Consider the following 15,685-nt stretch of genomic DNA (forward strand, 5'->3'; position numbering starts at 1 on the left):
GTGCCATCGCCTGCGGGCAGGAGCCCCGCCGCTTTGCCTCCGTCAGGCCAAAGGGCGTCGCCGCTGCAACCGGGTTCCCCTCGCCCCGGGGCCCCGGTATCGGCAGGATGCTGACCATGATCGGATATCCCTGCGGCGGTGCCAGGGGCGCCCTTGCGCCACCCCCCCGCAGCATTTTCGCTTTGATCCGGGTCAAGAAGCCGAAATCCGGACCGCAACTGAAAACCGGCCCCGCTCCGCGACCAGCTTTCATGCGCGCTTTGCCGCCGGCCCCGGATCATCCCGCAGGCAAAGGTCGGGGCCGATCCGACATCATCAGCCAGCCCGACACATCCGATACCGCGATCAGCCTGGCCGTCACCCTCCCATCGGGGTTGTGGCCAGCGCTGCGACAACGCGCGGTTTTCATCGGCCTGTCGCCCGCATTGGCATCAGGCAAAGATCCGCGACGGGCAGGGAAAGCCGCGCTCCGGGCGCCGGATGTGCCGGACATCCTGCCCTGCAGGAGCCATATGCGGCAAGTGGCCCCGGGTTGCGCTCGCCTGGTGCGGACGGGGGGATCGCGCATCCCGTTGTAATCCTCCCGGCTTCGCTGTCAGATAGGGCCGAGGATTCCCGAGGTGCGAGATGCGTTACTCAGGCTGGAAAGTCGTTCTCGAAGGTCTGCGTGGCAATCGCGGCTGGAAACCGGCCTGGCGCGATCCGGCGCCGAAAGCGCATTATGATGCGGTGATCATCGGCGGCGGCGGTCATGGGCTTTCCACCGCCTATTACCTCGCCAAGAACCATGGCATGACCAATATCGCCGTGCTGGAAAAGGGCTATCTCGGCGGCGGCAACGTGGGCCGCAACACCACCATCGTGCGCGCCAATTACTTCCTGCCGGGGAATTCCGAATTCTATTCGCACAGCCTGAAGCTCTGGGAGGGGCTGGAGGCCGATCTGAACTACAACGTGATGCACAGCCAGCGCGGGCTGATCAATCTTTTCCATTCCGACGGTCAGCGCGATGCTTTTGCGCGGCGCGGCAATGCGATGATCAACCAGGGCGATGATGCGGTGCTGCTGGACCAGGACGGCGTGCGCGAGCTGTTGCCGTATCTCGATTTCGAACAGACCCGCTTTCCGGTCTATGGCGGGCTTTTGCACCCGAGGGGCGGCACCGCCCGCCATGATGCCGTGGCCTGGGGCTATGCGCGGGGAGCCGATCGCCGGGGCGTCGATCTGATCCAGAATTGCGAGGTCACCGGCATCGACATCGAAGGGGGCAAGGTGCGCGGCGTCCAGACCACGCGCGGCGTCATCCGCGCCGACAAGGTCGCGATCATCACCGCCGGCCGCTCGGGTCAGGTCGCGGCGATGGCGGGGATGCGGCTGCCGGTGGAATCCCACATCCTTCAGGCCTTCGTGACCGAAGGGCTGAAGCCGGTGATCGACCATGTGATCAGCTTCGGCATGGGGCATTTCTATATCAGCCAGTCCGACAAGGGTGGCCTCGTCTTCGGCGGCGATCTGGATTTCTACACCTCTTACGCGCAGCGCGGCAATCTGCCCATGGTCGAACATGTGATGGAGGCCGGCATGACGCTCATGCCAATGATCGGGCGCGCGAAAGTGCTGCGCTCCTGGGGGGGGGTGATGGATATGACGCCGGATGGCTCTCCGATCATCGACAAGACCCATATTGACGGGCTGTTTCTCGACTGCGGCTGGAACTATGGCGGCTTCAAAGCGGTGCCGGCCTCGGGCTGGTGCATGGCGCATCTGATGGCCACCAATGAGAGCCACGAAGTCGCCCGCCGCTTCCGCCTGAACCGCTTCGCGACCGGCCACCTCCTCGATGAGGAAGGCACCGGCAGCCAGCATAACCTGCATTGAGGGGCAGATGCGCACGCTTGCCCTCCTGCTGATCGCTTTGACCGGATCCGGCACCGCGCCGGCACTGGCCGATGTTGATCTCTGTTCCCCTGACTTTCGCGCCACAGAATGGGGGCCGGAAGACCCCGGCTGCCTCGTCGCGCGCGAGATCCGCAGAGCGTTGCGAATCGCGGGTATCAAAGAGCCCTGCCGTATCGCGCCGGTGATGACGGGCCTTCGGGCCGAGATACACGGCATTCGTGATCAGGATGCGCTTTCCGGCGCGCCCCTCAGTTGGCCACCGGAGGGACCGGTGCCGCTTGCGCTGACCCGCGTGCGGCTCAGTTTTCCGCTGGAGGCGCGTGAGGCGATCCTTGCCACCCAGACTGCTGATGGCGGCGGTGGTAGCGCATGGAAGACTGCGCTGGCACAGCGTTTGACCCAAAATGACTGTCGCTCCGGAAAGGGTGAATTCATCCGGGCGGGTGGGGTGATCGGCTATGAGGTTTACCTCGAATTTCAGGCCGCTGATCTTTCCGCAGCCAATTTCTTTGATGAGCCTCCTGTGGCTCCGCAATCGCCGCTTGCAAGCCTGCGGATCTCTGAATGTCCCTGATTCCGGCTGTCCCCAACTGAACAAAGGGAGCGCCTGATGCGCCGCATGATGTCTACCGCTCTTGCCCTGGCGATTGCACCGCCCGCCCTCGCACGGGAACCGCTGGGCTGCTTCGCCCGCGACTATTCCGCCGCGCATCTGGGCAAGAACCCGAACCAGCATGTCGCGGCGCTCCGGCTGAATTTCCGCCGCAGCCCCGATACCGACTACCTGCTGGTCGATGTGATCGGCCGCTTCGCCGATCAGGGCAGGGCGAGGCGCGAGGGGCCTGGCGGCGCGTATTTCACGCAAGGCGCCTTTTGCAACGAGCAAAAAGACGGCATCCTGTGCATGGTCGAATGTGATGGCGGCACCTTCCTGATCCGCTCGTTCACAGGCGACCAGCTGGAAATCTCCACCGATTATTTCGCGCTCCGGAATGGCGAGGGCTGCGAGGCGATCTCGGATCTGGCCGAAACCGATGGACGCAAAACCACCTGTCGCCTGGCACGCGCCGATGCCGCCACCTGCCGGGGAGTTGACTGACATGCACGTTCTGACCGCTCTTGCTCCTGCCGCCCTGAACACTTCTGCCGCTGTGATCGCCGGCCCGGCCCTTGCCCGGATCCCGCAGGGCTGTTTTGCCCGCGACTATCCGGTAGGCCATCCGGTCAAAAAAACGAAACACCATGTCGCCTCGCTCAGGATCAGCCCTGGGCCCGCCCCCCGGGGCAATGGCTATGTCACCGCCACCGGCCGCTTCTCGGGTCAGGGCCGCGCCAGCACCGAGGGGATCGCGAAACGCAGCTGCCGCCAGATCGCCTTCTGTGGTGAGACCGGCGGCAAAACCACCTGCCAGGTCGAATGCGATGGCAGCAGTTTCACCATCCGCAGCGCCCAAGGCGACAGTCTTGAAATCGAAACGCACAGCTTCACCCGCGACGTCCCGGGCGTCGGGGCAGAGGAAGGTTGTGGCGGGCTCAGCGACCTGCCCGAAGAGGGCAGCGGCAAAACCACCTGCCGCCTGACCCGCGCCCCCGCTTCGGCCTGCCCGGGCCTGGAGTAGACCGATGCCGTTGTATTCATCTGTCCGGAAATATCCCGGGGTGAGGCCCGCAAGGGCCGAGGGGCAGCGCCCCTCTTTGCGCCCCTGGCCACACCCCCGCCGTCCAATGCGGAGAGCCTGATATGCGACTGACCTGCCCGCTTTGCGGCCCGCGTGATCGCCGGGAATTCACTTATTACGGGGCCGGGGATTATCTCAGCCGCCCCGACCCCGGCGCGCCCGCTGAGGCATGGGACAATTACCTCCACCTGCGCGACAACCCTGCCGGGCCGACCCGTGATCTCTGGTATCACGACCAGGGCTGTGCCGCCTGGCTTCTGGTCAGCCGCAACACGATCACCCATGAAATCACCGGCGTCGAGCTGGTGGCGGATCGCAAAGGGGGCCGGGATGAGGCTTGAGGGCAAAGGCATCATCGACCGCTCACGCGAGGTGAGGTTCCGCTTTGACGGGCGCGACTATACCGGGTTCAGGGGGGATACGCTGGCTTCGGCCCTGCTGGCCAATGGGGTGAAACTCTTCGGGCGCTCGTTCAAATATCACCGCCCGCGCGGCGTGCTGACGGCGGGATCGGAAGAGCCGAACGCGCTGGTCGAGGTGATCGGAAAAACCAGCCGCACCCCCAATACCCGCGCCACGATGCAAGAGATTTTCGACGGGCTGGAAAGCCGCAGCCAGAACCGGCTCGGCAGCCTGCGCCATGATCTGATGGCGGTGAATGACCTGATCTCGCCCTTTCTCAGCGCCGGGTTCTACTACAAGACCTTCATGTGGCCGCGCCATTTCTGGGAGGGGCTTTACGAGCCCATTATCCGCCGCGCCGCGGGGCTTGGCAGTCTCGCAAAGGTCCATGACGAGGGCGTTTACGAGAAGGCCTGGGCGCATTGTGACCTTCTGGTGATCGGGGCGGGGCCTGCCGGGCTGATGGCGGCGCTGACCGCCGCGCGGGCGGGGGCCGATGTGATCCTCACCGAGGAACAGCCGCTGACCGGCGGCCGCCTGATCGCGCAGGGCGGACTGATCGGTGGCGATCCGGTTGCGCAATGGGTGCATGCGGTCGAGGCGGAACTGCGCAGCCTGCCCAATCTGCGCATAATGACCCGCACCACCGTGACCGGCGCCTATGACAATGGCACTTACGGCGCGCTGGAACGCGTGGGCCTCCACCGCTCTCCCCGCCCCAATCTGCCCCGCGAATGTTTCTGGCGCATCGTGGCGAAACGCGCGGTTCTGACCTCGGGCGCGCAGGAGCGCCATATCGCTTTCCCGATGAATGACCGCCCCGGCATCATGCTGGCCTCGGCAGTGCAGACCTACCTCAACCGCTTCGGCGTAAGTCCTGGCAAGCGGGTGACGCTGTTTGCCGCCAATGACCATGCCCGCCAGACCGCGCGCGATCTGATGGCCGCCGGTGTCCAGGTTGCGGCGATCATCGACCCGAGAGAGGATGCCTCGGTGGTCGAGGATTGCCCGGTCCATACCGGCGCGGTGGTGACCGATACCCGGGGCCGCCACGGGCTGAAGGCGATTACGGTGCGCAAAGGCTCCGAAAGCTTTCAGATCGAGACCGATTGCCTCGCGGTCTCGGGCGGCTGGAATCCGGCTTTGCACCTGACCTGCCACATGAATGCCCGCCCGCGCTGGTCCGAAGAACTGGCGGCTTTCGTGCCGGTCGGGGGCGCGGTGCCGGGGCTGTCAGCGGCGGGTGCCGCGAATGGCAGCTTTTCCACCCATGGCGCGCTGGCCACCGGCAGGCTTGCGGCGGAACAGGCGCTGGCTGCGCTGGATCTGCGCGCCCCCGATCTCGCGCTGCCGGCGGCCGAGGATGCGCCTTACACCCAGCGGGCGATCTGGTCGGTCGAAGGGGCCAGCGGCGCAAAGGGCCGTGCCTGGCTCGATTTCGCCAATGATGTGACGGTCAAGGATGTGAAACTCTCGGCGGTCGAAAATTTCGCCAGCGTCGAGCATATGAAGCGTTACACGACGCAGGGCATGGCGCCGGATCAGGGCAAGAATTCGAATGTGGCGGCGCTGGCGGTGCTGGCCGATGCCACCGGGCGCGGCATTCCCGAAACCGGCACCACCACCTTCCGCCCGCCTTATGTGCCGGTTTCCATCGCCGCGATGGGGGCAGGGGGCCGCGCCAAAGGCTTCGCGCCGGAACGTTTCCTGACCTCGGACCAGGCCTCGCGCGACCGGCTGGCACCGATGATCGAGGCCGGGCTCTGGTATCGCCCCTCGTATTTCCCGAAACCGGGCGAGACCACCTGGCGCGAGGCCTGTGACCGCGAGGTCCTGATGGTGCGGGGCGCTGTCGGCGTCTGCGATGTCTCGACTTTGGGCAAGATCGACATTCAGGGGCCGGATGCGGGGCGGTTTCTCGATCTGGTTTATACCAATACATTCAGCATTTTGCCGGTCGGAAAGGTGCGCTACGGGCTGATGCTGCGCGAAGATGGTCTTGTCATGGATGATGGCACCTCGGCGCGGCTGGCGGAAAACCATTACCTGATGACGACCACCACCGCGGCAGCGGGCCAGGTGATGCGCCATCTCGATTTCGTGCAACAGGCCTTTTGCGCGACCTGGAAGCTGCGCATCATCTCGGTCACCGAGGCTTTCGCGCAATTTGCCGTGGCCGGGCCAAAGGCGCGCGCGCTGATCGACAGCGTGCTGGATCAGCCCCTGGGCGATCTGCCCTTCATGGGTGTCGTGCCGGTGACGGTCGGCGGTGTTCAGGCGCGGCTTTTCCGCATCTCGTTTTCCGGCGAAGAGGGCTATGAGCTGGCGGTGCCGGTCGATTACGGCGAGGCATTGTTCCGCGATCTGCTCGCCCGGGCCGAGACCATGGGCGGCGGCCCCTACGGGATGGAGGCGCTCAATGTCCTGCGGATCGAGAAGGGATTTCTGACCCATGCCGAGATCCATGGAAGGGTCTCGGCGGATGATGTGGGCCTCGCGGGCATGGTCAGCGCGAAGAAGGATTGTATCGGCAAGGCGGCCAGCCAGCGCCCAGGCCTCTGGGGACCCGAGCGCGAGCAGCTGGTCGGGCTGAAGGCCGGCGCGCCCGTTTCCGCCGGCGCGCATCTTTTCCGCCCCGGCTTTGCGGTCGAGCGCGAGAATGATCAGGGTTATGTCACTTCGGTCTGCTACTCGCCGGTGCTGGACAGCTGGCTGGCGCTGGCCTTCCTGACCGATGGCCGGGCGCGGCATGGTGAAACGATCCGGCTGGTTGACCACCTGCGCGGCATTGATGTGGAATGCGAAGTCACCCATCCGGTGTTCTTCGACCCTGATGGAGGGCGGATGCGTGGCTGAGCTGATCGCAAAAACGGCACTGGACGGGCAGCGCCCGGCGACCGGGGCGGGGCTGGTTCTTGCAACCCTGCCGCCGGGCCCAGTCTGGTCGATTGCGCCCTTTCCCGGGGTGGATCTGGCGCCGGTTCTCGCCCCCCTGGGCCTTGCATTCCCCACGCCGGGGCAAAGCAGCAGCGCCGGCGATCTGCGCCTGATCTGGACCGGGCGCGACCAGGCCTTCCTTTTGGGCGGCGCAGCCCCGCCCGGGCTGGAGGCTTTTGCTGCCGTGACCGACCAGACCGGCGCCTGGGCAGGGTTTTCGCTTTCCGGCGAGGGCGGCGAGGCGGCGCTGGCGCGGCTGGTGACGCCCGATCTGCGGCTTGCCGCCTTTCCGGTCGGCCATGTGATCCGGACCGCGCTGAACCATATCCCCGCGATCATCCTGCGCGAGGGCCGGGCCGGGTTCCACATCCGGGTGTTCCGCTCGATGGCGCGCAGCGCCTGGCATGAGCTGGCCGCGGTGCTGGAGCGCCTCGCGGCGCGGCAGGCCGCCGAACAGGCCAGGCCGGTGCCGACCGCTCCGGTGGGGTAGAATTTTCTCTTTTGGGGGCCCTGGATGGGACGAAAAAACTGGCGGAAACCGGCCTGTCGGAAATTCGTCACTGGCATGTCGCAGGGCATGGGTTTAAATGCTTTCTGAATAGAGTTTTCAGGAAAGCTGAACATGGCTGCCGATGGTCAGAACCCGGTGATGGAAAAAACCAGCCCACGCCTCTCCGAAAGGGTCCCCGATCTGCATGAGGCCGAGCCGATCCCGGCCGCCGCCCGTGCCGCGATCGAAGAGCTGCTGCAATCGGCTGATCTCTTCCGCTACAACGCGCCGAAAGACGCGCCGGTCGCGCTGCTGGAGGCTGAATTTGCCGAGCTTCTGGGCGCGAAATATGCGCTTGCCGTGTCGTCCTGTTCGGCGGCTCTGTTCCTGACGATGAAGGCACTGGATCTTCGCCCTGGCGCGAAGGTGCTGATCCCGGCTTTCACCTTTGCGGCGGTGCCCTCGGCCGTGGTCCATGCCGAATGTGTGCCGGTTCTGGTCGAGGTCGGCCAGGATATGCGCATCGACATCGCTGATTTCAAAGCGAAACTGCCGGGTGCCGATGCGGTGCTGATCAGCCATATGCGCGGTCATACCTCGGATATGGATGCGATCTGCGCGCTCGCTGATGCGCCCGGCATCCCGGTGATCGAGGATGCGGCGCATAGTCTGGGCACGCTGTGGCACGGCAGGAAGCTGGGAACGATCGGCCGCGCGGGCTGTTTCAGCTTCCAGTCTTATAAGATGGTGAATGCGGGTGAGGGCGGCATGCTGATCACCGATGATCCCGAGCTTGCCGCGCGCGCGATCATCATGTCGGGCGCCTATGAGGAAAACTGGAAGAAGCATGGGGGGCTGCAAAACAGCTTCGGTCATTGGCAGAACAAACTGCCTTTGTACAATGTGCGGATGCAGAATCTCTCCGCGGCGGTGATCCGGCCGCAACTGCCGATGCTGGCGGATCGGGTGACGAAAGGCCGCGCGAACCATGACCATGTGGCGGCTCAGCTGAATGAGAGTCCCTGGCTCTCGGTGCCGCAGGCGCTCGCGCCCGAGGAACGTGCGCCGGATTCGATCCAGTTCAGCCTGATCGGCGACTGGACGGATGCCGAGGCACGGGCTTTCCAGGCCGAGGCGAAGACGAGAGGGGTGCCGGTGCAGATTTTCGGCCTCTCCGAGGGCAATGCGCGGGCCTTCTGGAACTGGCAATTCCTCGGCGAGACGCCGGAACTGCCGATGACAAGAGCAATGCTGATGCGCGCCTGCGATATGCGGCTGCCGGTCAGGCTGAACCATGATGAGCTGAACTATCTGGCCAGGGCGGTGCTCGACTCGGTGACAGCCATCAAGGGTTGAAACCCCCGGTTCCTTGCAAGAAACCGGTCCGAAATCTTTGAAGATTTCGTTTCCCGGCCCGTCTCTGGCGGGCCGTTTTTCACAGAACTGACAGCTGGTCTTTCAGCCAGGGCCAGTCGGCGAGCGCCGGGGCCTGGACCTCTTCGCGCACCAGAAGCCGCAGCCTGCCCGCGATCAGCGCCGGGATATCGCGCAGCACGTCCGTCCGCGCCACCAGCGACAGGCTGCGCGACAGCGCCGCGAAGGGCAGGGGAGCGACCTCGACCTCGGATCGGAAGCGGCGCGCCTGGTGCAGCGCCAGCGGCGGCAGGATTGCCCAGCCTTCGCCTCCGGCCACCATGGCGAGGATCGCGTGATAGCTGTCGAGTTCGAACCGCGCCGCCGGGCGCTGACCCTCGCGGATCAGATGCGCCGCGATCTGGCGGCCCATCAGATGGCGCGCGGAATACTGGATCAGCGGCAGATCCGCCGCGCCGGATTTCGGCCGGATGGCGAGAAAGGGCTCGCGCAGGATCGGATGCTGTTCGCGCTCCCCCTCCCAGTTCCCTTCGCCAGGCAGATCCGCCGCCACCACTATATCCAGTGCCCGCGCGTCAAGCTTTTCCAACAGCCGGTGCGAGGGGCCGGTCTCCAGCAGGAAGCGGCAGCCGGGCAGTTCCCGTGCCAGCGAGGACAGCAGCCGCGGCGTCACATCGGCCTCGAAATCCTCGATCATCCCGAGCCGGAGCGTCGTCAGCCCCGCCAGGTCCGAGCGCGCCAGCTCTGCCCGCGCCTCCTGGGCGGCATTCAGCATGGTCTGGGCATGGCGGCGGAACATGGTTCCTGCCGGCGTCATCCGCACCGGCCGCGCGCCGCGATCCAGCAACACCGTTCCGAGCGCGCTTTCCAGCCCGGTCAGCTGCTGGCTGACCGCTGAAGGGCTGACCCCCAGCCGCCGCGCGGCAGCGGAGATTGCACCCTCTTCGGCGGCGGCGAGGAAAACCTCGATGCCCCAGAGCGTCACGCGGCCCTCGGTTTCCGCCATGATCCTCCCCGCGCCGGATCTGGTTTCAGAGTTTGGACAGCTTTGCCTGCAACTCGGCCAGCTGCTTGCGGATATCGGCGAGATCCTCGCCCTTTTCCTCGGTCGCCTCGGGTTCTGGCCCCGAAGAGGCGCCCGGCCAGCCCGACACCCCGCCCATCAACGTCTTGAGAAAGGCTTCCTGCTGTTTGCGCAGCGCATCAAAACCCGGCACCGAGGCCATCGGATTGGGGAAGGTCGAGAAATTCTCGACCAGTTTCGACTGGCTGTCGCGCAGCATCTCAAACGAGGTTGCAAGGAATTGCGGCATCACCGCCTGCATGCCGGTCGTATAGCTGCGCACGAGATCGGTCAGCACATTCACCGGCAGCACATTCTGACCCTTGGATTCATGTTCGGCCACGATCTGCAACAGATATTGCCGCGTCAGGTCATCGCCGGTCTTGAGGTCGATGATCTGCACCTCGCGCCCTTTGCGGATCAGGCCGGCAATATCCTCCAGCGTCACATAATCCGAGGTCTCGGTATTGTAGAGGCGGCGGCTCGCATAGCGCTTGATCAGCAATGGCTTGTCGGTACCGGACATTTAGCTCTCCTCCCCGGGGATTTACGGTGGCTGCCGCCGCGAAGTCTGTCGACGGGGCGTCAAATCCGTTTGCGCTTGCAGAGAAGCTTAGCTGCGCGTCTGATCAAAAAGCAAGAGCGGGCTCGACCGAGCCCGCTCAAAGCTGAAACCCTGCCGGCGCCGGGGAGGAGGGCGCGCCGGTCCGGGCTGTCACCAGGCTGCGATCACTTCGCGGCGGCGGTGGCTTTTTTGGCAACCGACTGCACTTCGGCAGAGGCTTTTTTCACGGCGGCGGTTGCGTCTTCCTGAGCTTCCTTGCCGGCGGCGAGCAGCAGCTCGACGGTCTCGACCTGGACTTTTTTCGCGATTTCAGCGAAGGCAGCCATGTTTTCGGCAGCAGCTTCGGCAGCTTTCGAAGCGAAATCGGTCACGGCTTTGCTATAGTCAGCCGGGTCGGTCTTGGCTTTGGTGATGTCGCCCAGACGCGAGAAGGTCTCTTTGGCCCAGGAAGCCGAGATCTCGGTCGATTTCTCAGCGGCTTCGAGAGCGACTTTCGAGAATTTCTCGCCGAAAGCGGCCTGGGTTTTGAATGCGTTCTGGAAAGCCGAAGCATCAACCGGGAACGAAGCCATGACGTCCTGGAACACTTTGGTGAAGTCGGTGGTCTTGGTCATTTCAATTCTCCTGAACAGCGGGCGTTTGCAGCAGGTCAGCCCGTTTCCTGAACCAATATATACATGCTGCGATGCAGCATTTCAAGGATTATTCTGCAATGCAGCATTAGCATGCCCGCATCACAGGGCGGTGACAAAAGCCGCAGAGCGGCCCGTCATGCAGGCAATTGGGAATCCACGCAATTTTCGGGTCCTCCGGTCTGGTGCTGCCGTCTGGGCCCCGTCAGCACCGCATCAGACTGCGGGTGACGTAGCGGAAATCCGCGTATCTCCGGCCAGCTTGGACAGCAAAAAAGCCAGGAAATCCTGGCTTTTTCGAATCATCCAATGCCCGGGGCGGGTCAGGCTTTTGCCGGCTCCGATTTCACATAGGTGCCGGGGGCGGGGCAGAGCACCGGGTTATCCGGCCCGCCGGGGGGCCGCGCCTTCACCATCGGTCCGGAAGAGGCGGCAAGCCATGCGCCCCAGCGGGGCCACCAGCTGCCCGGGGTCTTTTCTGCACCTGCAAGCCAGGCCTCGGGCGTGCCCTCGGGCGGGGCCTCGCTGGTCCAGTGGCCATATTTGCCCTTGGAGGGCGGGTTGATGATCCCTGCGATATGGCCGGATTCCGACAGGATGAAGGTCTTGTCCTTTGACCCCATCTGCCGGATGCCGTTGAAGCTGCCCTTCCAATGCGCGATGTGGTCGGTCTCGCAGGCAATGGCGCAAAGTGGCACCTGCACCTGGGACAGGCTCACCGGCTCGCCGAACACCAGGAATTCGCCCTTTGCGAAACCGTCATTCTGGCAAAGCCCGCGCAGATATTCGACCGCCATCTTTGCCGGCAGGTTGGTTGCGTCGCCATTCCAGAACAAGAGATCAAAGGCCGGCGGCGCCTCGCCCATCATATAGCTCTTGATCGCGGGCGTGTAGATCAGGTCATTCGAGCGCAGGAAGCTGAAGGTGCGCTGCATGAAGACGCTGGAGAGCACGCCGTCCTGGGCGCTCTGCCGCTCGATCCCGTCGACGAAATCATTGTCGAGAAATACGCCCACCTCGCCGGGATCCGAGAAATCGGTGAGCGTGGTGAAGAAGGTCGCTGTCTTCACCGTCTTGTCGCCGGCCTTTTGCAAATGCGCCAGCGTCAGCCCCAGCGTGGTTCCCGCGATGCAATAGCCGACCGCATTGATCTGCTTTTCGCCGGTGATGCGCCGCACCTCGGCCATCGCGCGCAGATAGCCGTCGCGGATATAGTCATCGACGCTGACATCGGCATAAGAGGCATCCGGGTTCACCCAGGACACCACGAACAGCGTGAAACCCTGATCGACGATCCAGCGGATCAGCGAATTTTGCGGCTTCAGATCCATGATGTAGAATTTGTTGATCCAGGGCGGAAAGATCAGCAGCGGAGTCTTATGGACCTTTTCGGTGGTCGGCCTGTACTGGATCAGCTCGAACATCCGGTTGCGATAAACGACCGAGCCCTCGGCGGTGGCGATATTGCCGCCCACGGTAAAGGCCTCTTTATCGGCCAGTGTCACCACCAGCTCGCCACTATTGGCCTCCATATCGCGGACGAGGTTCTCAAGCCCCTGGACGAGGCTTTCACCATCGGTCTCGACCGCGCGTTCCAGTGCATCCGGATTGGTGCCGAGGAAGTTCGTCGGCGAGAACATGTCAACAATCTGTTTCGTGAAATAGTCCACCCGGCGGCGATCTTCGGGGGCAAGCGTGGCCATATCGCCGACCGCATGGGTCATGGCCTCGGAATTCAGCTGATATTGCTGTTTGAGATAGTTGAAAAACGGATGCGTTTCCCAAAGCGGGTTGGCAAAGCGGCGGTCTTTCGGGCCTGGATCGGGCGGGGCTTTGAATTCACCTTTGGCAAGCACCTGATTCGCTTCGACATAATGTTTCAGCGTCTTGCCCCAATAGCCGATCTGATGTTCCAGCACTTTGGCGGGGTCGCGCATCATGCCGGCAACCCAGGCAGCGGCTGCCTTGACATAGACATCGGCGGCCGGGCCATCCAGGGCGGAATCATGCGCCCGCCGCGCGGAAACCGCGGCTGTCAGGCGCTGTGTCAGCTCTTCGACACGGGCAAGATTGGCGTTCAGCCGTTCCATCCGTGCGACACTATCCGTTTCTTCTTTTTTTTCGGTAGTTGTCATAACAAAATTTCCCCCCTAACTTTGCTGCTGCGCAGCATAACGACTCCTGCCCCGCCCTGCTTAGACCATATGGGCCCGGACCAGTCGCGCGCGGGGCGCAGGTGCGGGTCCACTCCGGCTGAGACCAGGGCTGACCCAGACGGGTATGGAGACGTGATTTGAAGTATATGGCCACCTATGACGTGATGGAAAGCGCCCGTAACACAAATGAGTGGCTGGGCGCGTCCATGCAGGCTTTGGCAAGCTATCCGATCTTCGCGCTTTCGATGAATCCGCTGCTGCCGATGATGGCTGCCTGGGGCAAAGTGACCGAGCGCAGCTTTGCGCGCATGGTTGCAAAACCCGACTGGGGCATCCGCACCGTGGTCGGCCCCGATGGCCAGGACCACCTGGTCGATGAGAAAATCACGCTTGAGCGCGACTTCGGCAATCTGGTGCAGTTCTTCGTCCGCCGGCGCGAGCCGATGGCCCGCCGCATCCTGATCGTCGCGCCGATGTCGGGCCATTACGCCACCCTGATGCGGTCCACCGTGGCCTCTTTGCTGCCAGATGCCGATGTCTGGGTAACAGACTGGCATAATGCGCGTGACATTCCGGTTTCGGCCGGCACTTTCGATGTCGAGGATTACACGCTTTACATCGCGGAATTCCTGAAAGAGCTGGGGCCGGACACCCATGTGGTCGCGGTCTGCCAGCCGGTGCCGCTGGTGCTGGCCGCCACTGCCTGGCTGGCGCAGGAAGATCCCGAGGCCCAGCCGCGGTCGCTGACGCTGATGGGGGGGCCGGTCGATCCCGATGCCAATCCGACCGAGGTGACCGATTTCGGCAATCGGATGACCATGGGGCAGCTGGAGCATATTATGATCCAGCGTGTCGGCTTTAAATATAAGGGCGCCGGGCGGCTGGTCTATCCGGGCCTGTTGCAGCTGGCGGGCTTCATCTCGATGAATGCCGAGCGTCACACCAAGGCCTTTTCCGATCAGATCATGCGCGAGGCGCAGGGAGAGGCCTCGGATCACGACGCGCATAACCGCTTTTACGATGAATATCTGGCGGTGATGGATATGACCGCCGAATTCTACCTCTCGACGGTGGCGCGGATTTTCAAGAACCGCGAGATCGCCCGCAATGCCTTTACGGTGAAGGGCAAACATGTCGATATCGGTGCGATCACCCGCGTTGCGGTCAAGATCGTCGAGGGCGAGAATGACGATATTTCCGCGCCCGGCCAATGCCTTGCGGCGCTCGACCTGCTGACCGGCCTGCCGCCTTCGAAAAAGGCGCAGCATCTGGAACCCGGCGCCGGCCATTATGGCATCTTTGCCGGCAAGTCCTGGCGGCTGAATATCCGCCCGCTGGTGCTGGACTTCATCGACGCCAATGCGGCGCCGCCGAAGCCCGAGCGCAAGCGCGCGAAAACCGTGACGCCGATCCGGCTGGCCAGCTCGACCGACAGGCCTGCCGATCTGGCGGGCTGAGGCCGGTCACTGTTGCGATAAAAAGGGCCCCAAAACTCGCCCGGGGCTCTTTTTGCTGTCTGACGGTTCAGATACCGTGCGCCCAGGCGAGGATCAGCCCGGTCACCGCCTCATTCTGGCCGGGCGAGAGGACATCCCCCTCGATGACATGCGCATAGGGGGCGTCGCCCGCTTGCATCCTTCGCTCCCGCATCTCGACCGAGCCGCCCCAGCTGGCAATGACCGGCGCAATCGCCCTGGGGTCGATCCCCTGATCCCCGGGGGCATACAGCACCAGCAGCGGCATCATGGCGCGGGTGTAATCGGCGGCCCGCGCCTCTCGCATCAGCACACCCGGCGGGCAAAGCGCCGCCGTCGGCCAGCGGGTCGCCCAGAACTTCTTATGCCCGCTATTGACCGGCGCGGTCACCTGCACAGATCCCAGCACCAGCGGTGTCCAGAGCCTGGGGAAGGGGGGCATCAGCCAGATCGCCGGTCCGTTCAGGGATAAATCATGCGAAATCAGCATGATAACGGAAATTCCTTCGGAAAGCTGCGGGTCGGTGGCGGCAATTGCGCTCAGCGCGCCGTCCATCGAGGTGCCGATCACGATCACCCGGTCGCCAAGGCTGCGGCCGATTGCCATGGCCTCCGCCATATCCTCGATCCAGGCGCCGGCCTCGACCCCCGCCATGGCCTCGCGCGCGCGGCCATGGCGGGGGTCAGCCGCGTTTAGAAGAGGTTGGCGCCAGGCGCGCGGGCGACCTCGTCCGGCACCGGGCGGATCTCTTCGGCCGAGGCGGTGAAGCCATGCACATAGACGATGGCAAGCGGCGTCTTGCGGCCCTTTTCGCCGGCCCAGAGGAGGCGCTTCGCGGCGCCGGGGCGAATGTCGGAGAATTGTTGCTCGCTGACCTGCAGCCAGACCTCCGGGTCATCGCCCGGCACTGAAGGTGCAAAGCTGATGCTGCGATCAACGCCGTCGCGCGGGTCGAGGAACCAGAGCGCCACACCCCAGCAGCACAATGGCCGGCAGGGCGACCAGAAGGCGG

The 15,685-nt window shown here is 64.0% G+C and carries 15 protein-coding genes; 9 read left to right on the forward strand and 6 right to left on the reverse strand.

Annotated features, from left to right (window positions below; all coding sequences use genetic code 11):
* Positions 1-627 precede the first annotated feature (627 nt).
* The 8 genes from DRF71_RS00780 (at position 628) to DRF71_RS00815 (ending at position 8,763) form a co-directional block, all read left to right on the forward strand.
* The gene (locus DRF71_RS00780; RefSeq protein ID WP_112308743.1) at positions 628-1,878 is read left to right on the forward strand and encodes a sarcosine oxidase subunit beta family protein; all 1,251 of its coding nucleotides are present in this window, start codon (positions 628-630) and stop codon (positions 1,876-1,878) included.
* 7 nt (positions 1,879-1,885) lie between these two features.
* A complete protein-coding gene (locus DRF71_RS00785; RefSeq protein WP_112308744.1) occupies positions 1,886-2,473 on the forward strand; it encodes a hypothetical protein in 588 nt (195 codons plus the stop codon).
* Between the two features lie 36 nt (positions 2,474-2,509).
* The gene (locus DRF71_RS00790; protein WP_112308745.1) at positions 2,510-2,998 is read left to right on the forward strand and encodes a hypothetical protein; all 489 of its coding nucleotides are present in this window, start codon (positions 2,510-2,512) and stop codon (positions 2,996-2,998) included.
* A 1-nt stretch (position 2,999) separates the two neighbouring features.
* Positions 3,000-3,518, forward strand: coding sequence for a hypothetical protein (locus DRF71_RS00795; RefSeq protein WP_112308746.1), 519 nt, complete (start codon positions 3,000-3,002; stop codon positions 3,516-3,518).
* A gap of 122 nt (positions 3,519-3,640) precedes the next feature.
* Positions 3,641-3,919 carry a sarcosine oxidase subunit delta gene (locus DRF71_RS00800; protein WP_112308747.1) on the forward strand — a complete coding sequence of 93 codons (279 nt, stop codon included), beginning with the start codon at positions 3,641-3,643 and terminating at the stop codon, positions 3,917-3,919.
* Entirely contained in the window at positions 3,909-6,836 is a 2,928-nt protein-coding gene (locus DRF71_RS00805) for a sarcosine oxidase subunit alpha family protein (protein WP_112308748.1), read from the forward strand. The genes DRF71_RS00800 and DRF71_RS00805 overlap by 11 nt, the downstream gene beginning before the upstream one ends.
* Positions 6,829-7,407, forward strand: a complete 579-nt coding sequence (locus tag DRF71_RS00810) for a sarcosine oxidase subunit gamma (RefSeq protein ID WP_157970850.1) — start codon at positions 6,829-6,831, stop codon at positions 7,405-7,407. Before DRF71_RS00805 ends, DRF71_RS00810 begins: the two co-directional genes overlap by 8 nt.
* A 159-nt stretch (positions 7,408-7,566) precedes the next feature.
* Positions 7,567-8,763, forward strand: a complete 1,197-nt coding sequence (locus tag DRF71_RS00815; RefSeq protein ID WP_112309891.1) for a DegT/DnrJ/EryC1/StrS family aminotransferase — start codon at positions 7,567-7,569, stop codon at positions 8,761-8,763.
* Positions 8,764-8,842: 79 nt separating this feature from the next.
* Here DRF71_RS00815 and DRF71_RS00820 read toward each other — a convergent pair whose 3' ends face one another.
* The 4 genes from DRF71_RS00820 to phaC all read right to left on the reverse strand — a co-directional run bounded on the left by DRF71_RS00820 (position 8,843) and on the right by phaC (position 13,176).
* A complete protein-coding gene (locus DRF71_RS00820; protein ID WP_112308750.1) occupies positions 8,843-9,787 on the reverse strand; it encodes a LysR family transcriptional regulator in 945 nt (314 codons plus the stop codon).
* A gap of 25 nt (positions 9,788-9,812) precedes the next feature.
* The gene (gene phaR / locus DRF71_RS00825; protein WP_112308751.1) at positions 9,813-10,370 is read right to left on the reverse strand and encodes a polyhydroxyalkanoate synthesis repressor PhaR; all 558 of its coding nucleotides are present in this window, start codon (positions 10,368-10,370) and stop codon (positions 9,813-9,815) included.
* 203 nt (positions 10,371-10,573) lie between these two features.
* Positions 10,574-11,023, reverse strand: coding sequence for a phasin family protein (locus DRF71_RS00830; RefSeq protein ID WP_112308752.1), 450 nt, complete (start codon positions 11,021-11,023; stop codon positions 10,574-10,576).
* Positions 11,024-11,364: 341 nt separating this feature from the next.
* Positions 11,365-13,176 carry a class I poly(R)-hydroxyalkanoic acid synthase gene (gene phaC / locus DRF71_RS00835; protein WP_112308753.1) on the reverse strand — a complete coding sequence of 604 codons (1,812 nt, stop codon included), beginning with the start codon at positions 13,174-13,176 and terminating at the stop codon, positions 11,365-11,367.
* 158 nt (positions 13,177-13,334) lie between these two features.
* Between phaC and phaZ the strand changes: the two genes are divergently transcribed.
* Positions 13,335-14,654 carry a polyhydroxyalkanoate depolymerase gene (phaZ, locus tag DRF71_RS00840; RefSeq protein ID WP_112308754.1) on the forward strand — a complete coding sequence of 440 codons (1,320 nt, stop codon included), beginning with the start codon at positions 13,335-13,337 and terminating at the stop codon, positions 14,652-14,654.
* Between the two features lie 67 nt (positions 14,655-14,721).
* Here the strand turns inward: phaZ and DRF71_RS00845 are convergent, their stop codons facing one another.
* Together DRF71_RS00845 and DRF71_RS00850 are read right to left on the reverse strand one after the other, a co-directional pair.
* Positions 14,722-15,327 carry a hypothetical protein gene (locus DRF71_RS00845; RefSeq protein ID WP_112308755.1) on the reverse strand — a complete coding sequence of 202 codons (606 nt, stop codon included), beginning with the start codon at positions 15,325-15,327 and terminating at the stop codon, positions 14,722-14,724.
* A 38-nt stretch (positions 15,328-15,365) separates the two neighbouring features.
* On the reverse strand, positions 15,366-15,644 hold the full coding sequence (locus DRF71_RS00850; RefSeq protein ID WP_112308756.1) for a hypothetical protein: 279 nt from the start codon (positions 15,642-15,644) through the stop codon (positions 15,366-15,368).
* Between the last annotated feature and the right edge of the window lie 41 nt (positions 15,645-15,685).

Origin of the sequence: Pseudogemmobacter bohemicus, from assembly GCF_003290025.1 — a bacterium.
Lineage (GTDB): Bacteria > Pseudomonadota > Alphaproteobacteria > Rhodobacterales > Rhodobacteraceae > Pseudogemmobacter > Pseudogemmobacter bohemicus.